Source organism: Sphingomonas sp. (assembly GCF_048595155.1).
Taxonomy (GTDB): domain Bacteria; phylum Pseudomonadota; class Alphaproteobacteria; order Sphingomonadales; family Sphingomonadaceae; genus Sphingomonas_I.
The window spans coordinates 1-4,977 of sequence record NZ_JBMDXN010000054.1 but is presented as its reverse complement, the minus strand read 5'-3'; the positions used below and the strand labels follow the sequence as shown (position 1 = coordinate 4,977).

The window sequence follows — 4,977 nt, the reverse complement described above, 5'->3', positions numbered from 1 at the left end:
TGGCGGGCGCCATGGACCCCAGCCTGCCCTGGGGTGACGTCAGCGTGCGGAACGGGGCTTCTGCCGCTACCGGTCCCCACCCGTCATGCCAGCGTAGGCTGGCATCTACGGACCCATCCGCGCGTCCGTCCGCCGGGGCGGGTGACTATCACCGGCGGCCCGGTATCCGGGGCGGGCGCCATGGACCCCAGCCTGCGCTGGGGTGACGGCAGCGTGGTTGGTCTCCCTCGCCCGGCTCCCCTTGGGGGGAGCCGCGGCCCGTTAGAGGCGGGGGGCGAGCAGCGCGATCAGCGCCTCGCACCCGGCCTGATCCTCGGCATCGAAGCGGCCGACTTTCGGGCTATCCAGATCCAGCACGCCCAAGACTTCGCCATTCACCACGATCGGCACGACCAGTTCGGAGGCCGATGCCGCATCGCAGGCGATATGGCCGGGAAAGGCATGGACGTCGTCCACCCGCTGCGTCTCGCGCGTTGCCGCGGCAGCGCCGCACACGCCCGCGCCAAAGGCGATGCGGATGCAGGCGGCCTTGCCCTGGAACGGCCCGAGCACGAGCTCGCCCCCGACATTGCGGTAGAAGCCCGCCCAGTTCAGATCGGGCAGATATTCCCAGATCAGCGCCGCGGCATTGGCCATATTGGCGATGGCATCGGGCTCGTCCGCGGTCAGGCCGTCAAGCGCGCTGGCGAGGTCGCGATAGAGCTCGGCCTTGCTTCCGGCGGCAATGTCGAATTGATACACGTTTGGGGTCCTTCAGGGGGGAAGCTTGCGTGAAGCCTGACGTATTGATCGTGGGCGCCGGCCACAATGGGCTGACCTGTGCTTTCTATCTCGCCAAGGCGGGATTGAAGGTGCGGATGCTGGAACGGCGCGCCATCGTCGGCGGGGCGGCGGTGACGGAGGAATTCCATCCCGGCTTTCGCAATTCGGTGGCAAGCTACACGGTCAGCCTGCTCCAGCCCAAGGTCATTGCCGACATGGGCCTGCACGAACGGGGCCTGCGCATCCTGGACCGGCCATATTCCAATTTCCTGCCGCAGCCGGACGGCACCTATCTGTTGATGGGCGGCAGCCTGGAAAAGACCCAGGCCGAATTCGCCAAATTTTCCCAAGCCGACGCGCGCGCGCTGCCGGCTTATTATGCGATGCTGGACCGCGTCGCCGATGTGCTGCGCGATCTGGCGCTGAAGATCCCGCCCAATGCCGGCGGCGGCGGCGCGGCCCTGCTGGCGGGGCTGCAGCAGGGCGGACGGTTGGCGCGGATGCCGATTGATCGGCAGCGCGATTTGCTGGATCTGTTCACCAAATCGGCGCGCACCTTCCTGGACGGCTGGTTCGAAAGCGAAGCGGTGAAGGCGGCGTTCGGCTTCGATGCGGTGGTCGGCAATTATGCCAGCCCCGACACGCCGGGCTCGGCCTATGTGCTGCTCCACCATGTGTTCGGCGAGGTGAATGGCGACAAGGGCGCGTGGGGCCATGCCGTCGGCGGCATGGGCGCGATCACGCAGGCGATGCGCCAGGCGTGCGAAGAACAAGGCGTCGAGATTCTGACCGGCGCAGCGGTGGCACGCCTGCTGGTGGAGCGCGGCCAGGCGGTCGGCGCGCGGCTGGAGGACGGGAGCGAGCATCGGGCCGCCATCGTCGCCGCCAATGTCGGCCCGCGGCTGCTCTATGATCGACTGATCGATCCGGCCGATCTCGACGCCGATTTTGCGCGGCGGATGAAAAGCTTTAAGGTCGGTTCCGGCACGTTCCGCATGAATGTGGCTTTGTCCGCATTGCCGCGTTTCACCGCCAAACCGGAGCCCGGCGACCATCTCAAATCGGGCATCATCCTGGCGCCGACGCTGGATTATATGGACCGTGCCTTTACCGACGCGCGGGCCACCGGCATGTCGAAGGCGCCCATCGTCGAGATGCTGATCCCCTCGACCGTCGACGATAGTCTCGCGCCGCCGGGCCAGCATGTCGCCAGCTTGTTCTGCCAGCAATTCGCGCCAGTCCTGCCCGATGGTCGGTCTTGGGACGCGGAGCGCGAGGCCGCCGCCGACCTGATCATCGCCACGGTCGAGCAATGGGCGCCGGGCTTCACCCAGAGCGTGCTCGGGCGGCAGATCTTGTCGCCGCTGGATCTGGAACGCACCTTCGGGCTGATGGGCGGAGACATCATGCACGGCGCGATGTCGCTGGACCAGCTATGGGCGGCACGGCCCGTGCTCGGCCATGCCGCCTATCGCGGGCCCATCGCCGGCCTCTATATGTGCGGCGCCGGCACGCATCCCGGTGGCGGCGTCACCGGTGCGCCCGGGCATAATGCGGCGAAAGCGATCCTGCAGGACCGGTCGTTCCTGGGCCGAATGTTCAAACGCTAACCCTCTCCTCCCCGAACGGGGAGGGGGGCCGCCGCGAAGCGGTGGTGGAGGGGAAAATCCCGAGCGTAGGAAAAAAGCCCCTCCACCCCGCCTGCGGCGCGGTCCCCCTCCCCGAGCAAGCTCGGGGGGAGAGAGGTGTGCCCCACCAAATCGTCATGCCAGCGCAGGCTGGCATCCACAGGCCTCGCCCGGTGCCCTGCCGCAGGCCAGGTACGCACGGCCGTCCCCACCGGATATGCCCGCGGAGAGGGTGATGGACCCCAGCCTTCGCTGGGGTGACGGTGGGTGTGAGGCGGCTTTGTGGCGTCAGCGCGACGGTGGACGCACGACGCCGGTCTCCTCCCCGGAACGGGGAGGGGGACCGCCGCGAAGCGGTGGCGGAGGGGAAGCCACCGTCGGGCCATGCCCCTCCACCCCGCCTGCGGCGCGGTCCTCCTCCCCGAGCAAGCTCGGGGAGGGGAGGGTTCAACCTTCGATAAACGCCAGCAGGTCGGCGTTGATCACGTCGGCGTGGATGGTGAAGGCGCCGTGCGGATAGCCCGGATAGATCTTGATCTGGCCGTGCTTCAGCAGCTTGATGCCGATCTCGGCCGAATCCTTGACCGGCACGACCTGATCGTCGTCGCCGTGGAGGAGCAGCACGGGCACATCGACCGACTTCAGATCTTCGGTAAAGTCGGTTTCGGAGAAGGCCTTCACGCAATCGACATGGGCCTTGATGCCGCCCATCATGCCCTGGCGCCACCAATTGTCGATCACGCCCTGGATCGGCTTCGCGCCGGGGCGATTGAAGCCGTAGAAGGGGCCCGAGGCGACATCCAGATAGAATTGGGCGCGGTTGAACGCGGTCTGCTGACGGAAATCATCGAACACTTCGATCGGCAGGCCGCCCGGATTGGCATCCGACTTCAGCATCACCGGCGGCACCGCGCTGATCAGCACGGCCTTCGCGACGCGGCCGGGCTTGGCGCGCGCGACATAATGGATCACCTCGCCACCGCCGGTCGAATGGCCGATGTGGATTGCGCCCTTCAGGTCGAGATGGTCGGTCAGCGCCGCGACGTCGGCGGCATAGGTGTCCATCTCATTGCCGGTGTCCGTCTGCGTCGAACGGCCATGGCCGCGCCGATCATGCGCGATCACGCGATAGCCCTTCTGCAGGAAGAACATCATCTGATTGTCCCAATCGTCCGCGCTCAGCGGCCAGCCATGGTGGAACATGATGGGCGTCGCGTCCTTGGCCCCCCAGTCCTTGTAGAAAATCTCGGTTCCGTCGGCGGTGGTGACGAACGGCATGGCGAATCTCCCAATTGGTGGCTCGTGACGATGACGTAGCAATGCGACGGCCGCGTGAATTGTCAAAGTAGCCAAAAGGGTAATGGTGCATGGCTATCGTATAGGTCATTTTGGTGGACCGGCGCCGCAGGGGCTGCGTTGTTCCTCGCAACTGTCCTTGTTGAGGAACGAACGATCATGGCCGACCCGTCCGACACGCCCGTCTGGTTCATTTCCGGCTGCTCCACCGGCTTCGGCCATGCGCTGGCGCAGCTGGTGCTGGATCGCGGCTGGCGCGCCATTGTCACCGCGCGCGCTGTCGCGCGTGTCGCGGATCTGGCCGCGCCTTATGGCGATCGCGCGCTGGCGGTGGCGCTGGACGTGGCGGATAAGGCGCAGATCGACGCCGCCGTGTCCGCAGCGCTGGATCGGTTCGGGCGGATCGACGTGCTCGTGAACAATGCCGGCTATGGCTATCAATCCAGCATCGAGGAGGGGGAGGAGGCGGAGATCCGCGCGCAGTTCGACGTCAACGTCTTCGGCCTGTTTGCGCTGACCCGCGCGATCCTGCCCGGCATGCGGGCGCGCCGCAGCGGCCATATCCTCAACATCACGTCGATGGCGGGCATCGTCGGCCTGCCGGGATCGGGCTATTATGCCGCGTCCAAACATGCGGTCGAAGGCTGGGCGGATTCGCTGCGGGCCGAAGGGGCACCGATCGGCATCAAGGTGACCTGCGTGGAACCCGGGCCGTTTCGCACCGATTGGGCAGGCCGATCCTTGCGCCAGACGCCGATCCGGATTGCGGACTATGCGCAAACGGCAGGCCAACGGCTGGACGGCACCAGGGCGATCAGCGGCAATCAGGCCGGCGATCCGGTCCGCGCCGGGGAAGCGATGATCGCGCTCACCCAGATGGCCGAACCTCCCAGCAATATCGCGCTCGGCGCCTTCGGCTATGACATGACGACCAAGGCCCTGCGCGACCGGCTCGCCACGCTGGAAAGTCAGAAAGCGCGGGCATTGGCGACCGACTTTCCGGAGGGGGAGGATTGAGGGCTTAGGCTTCCCCTCCCCCGTCGTCATGCTGAACTTGTTTCAGCATCCATGGCGCCACCGGCGACGCCGCTCGGGGAGGGTTGGACCCTGAAACAAGTTCAGGGTGACGAGGGGTGCTGGAGAGGCGGCGGTTCTCCGCAGTCCGCCATGCTGAACTCGTTTCACAAATTGAGGGTGACGGTGGGGAACCGGTCCACCGACGTGGCACCGCATCATCCCGCAAAACAAAACGCCCGGGGGTTTCCCCCCGGGCGCTTCGCTGGTCCGATCG

Annotated in this window: 4 protein-coding genes; 2 read left to right on the top strand and 2 right to left on the bottom strand. The window is 66.5% G+C overall.

The window, feature by feature from the left end; all coding sequences use genetic code 11:
• Positions 1-261 precede the first annotated feature (261 nt).
• Entirely contained in the window at positions 262-741 is a 480-nt protein-coding gene (locus ACOJSI_RS08720; RefSeq protein ID WP_420137884.1) for a GAF domain-containing protein, read from the bottom strand.
• 29 nt (positions 742-770) lie between these two features.
• Between ACOJSI_RS08720 and ACOJSI_RS08715 the strand changes: the two genes are divergently transcribed.
• Positions 771-2,372 (top strand): phytoene desaturase family protein, encoded by a 1,602-nt coding sequence (locus tag ACOJSI_RS08715; protein ID WP_420137883.1) that lies wholly within the window; start codon positions 771-773, stop codon positions 2,370-2,372.
• Positions 2,373-2,837: 465 nt separating this feature from the next.
• Here the strand turns inward: ACOJSI_RS08715 and ACOJSI_RS08710 are convergent, their stop codons facing one another.
• Positions 2,838-3,668 carry an alpha/beta fold hydrolase gene (locus ACOJSI_RS08710; RefSeq protein WP_420137882.1) on the bottom strand — a complete coding sequence of 277 codons (831 nt, stop codon included), beginning with the start codon at positions 3,666-3,668 and terminating at the stop codon, positions 2,838-2,840.
• Positions 3,669-3,845: 177 nt separating this feature from the next.
• Here ACOJSI_RS08710 and ACOJSI_RS08705 point away from each other — a divergent pair, with 177 nt between their 5' ends.
• Positions 3,846-4,703, top strand: coding sequence for an oxidoreductase (locus ACOJSI_RS08705; protein WP_420137881.1), 858 nt, complete (start codon positions 3,846-3,848; stop codon positions 4,701-4,703).
• The last annotated feature ends 274 nt before the right edge of the window (positions 4,704-4,977 follow it).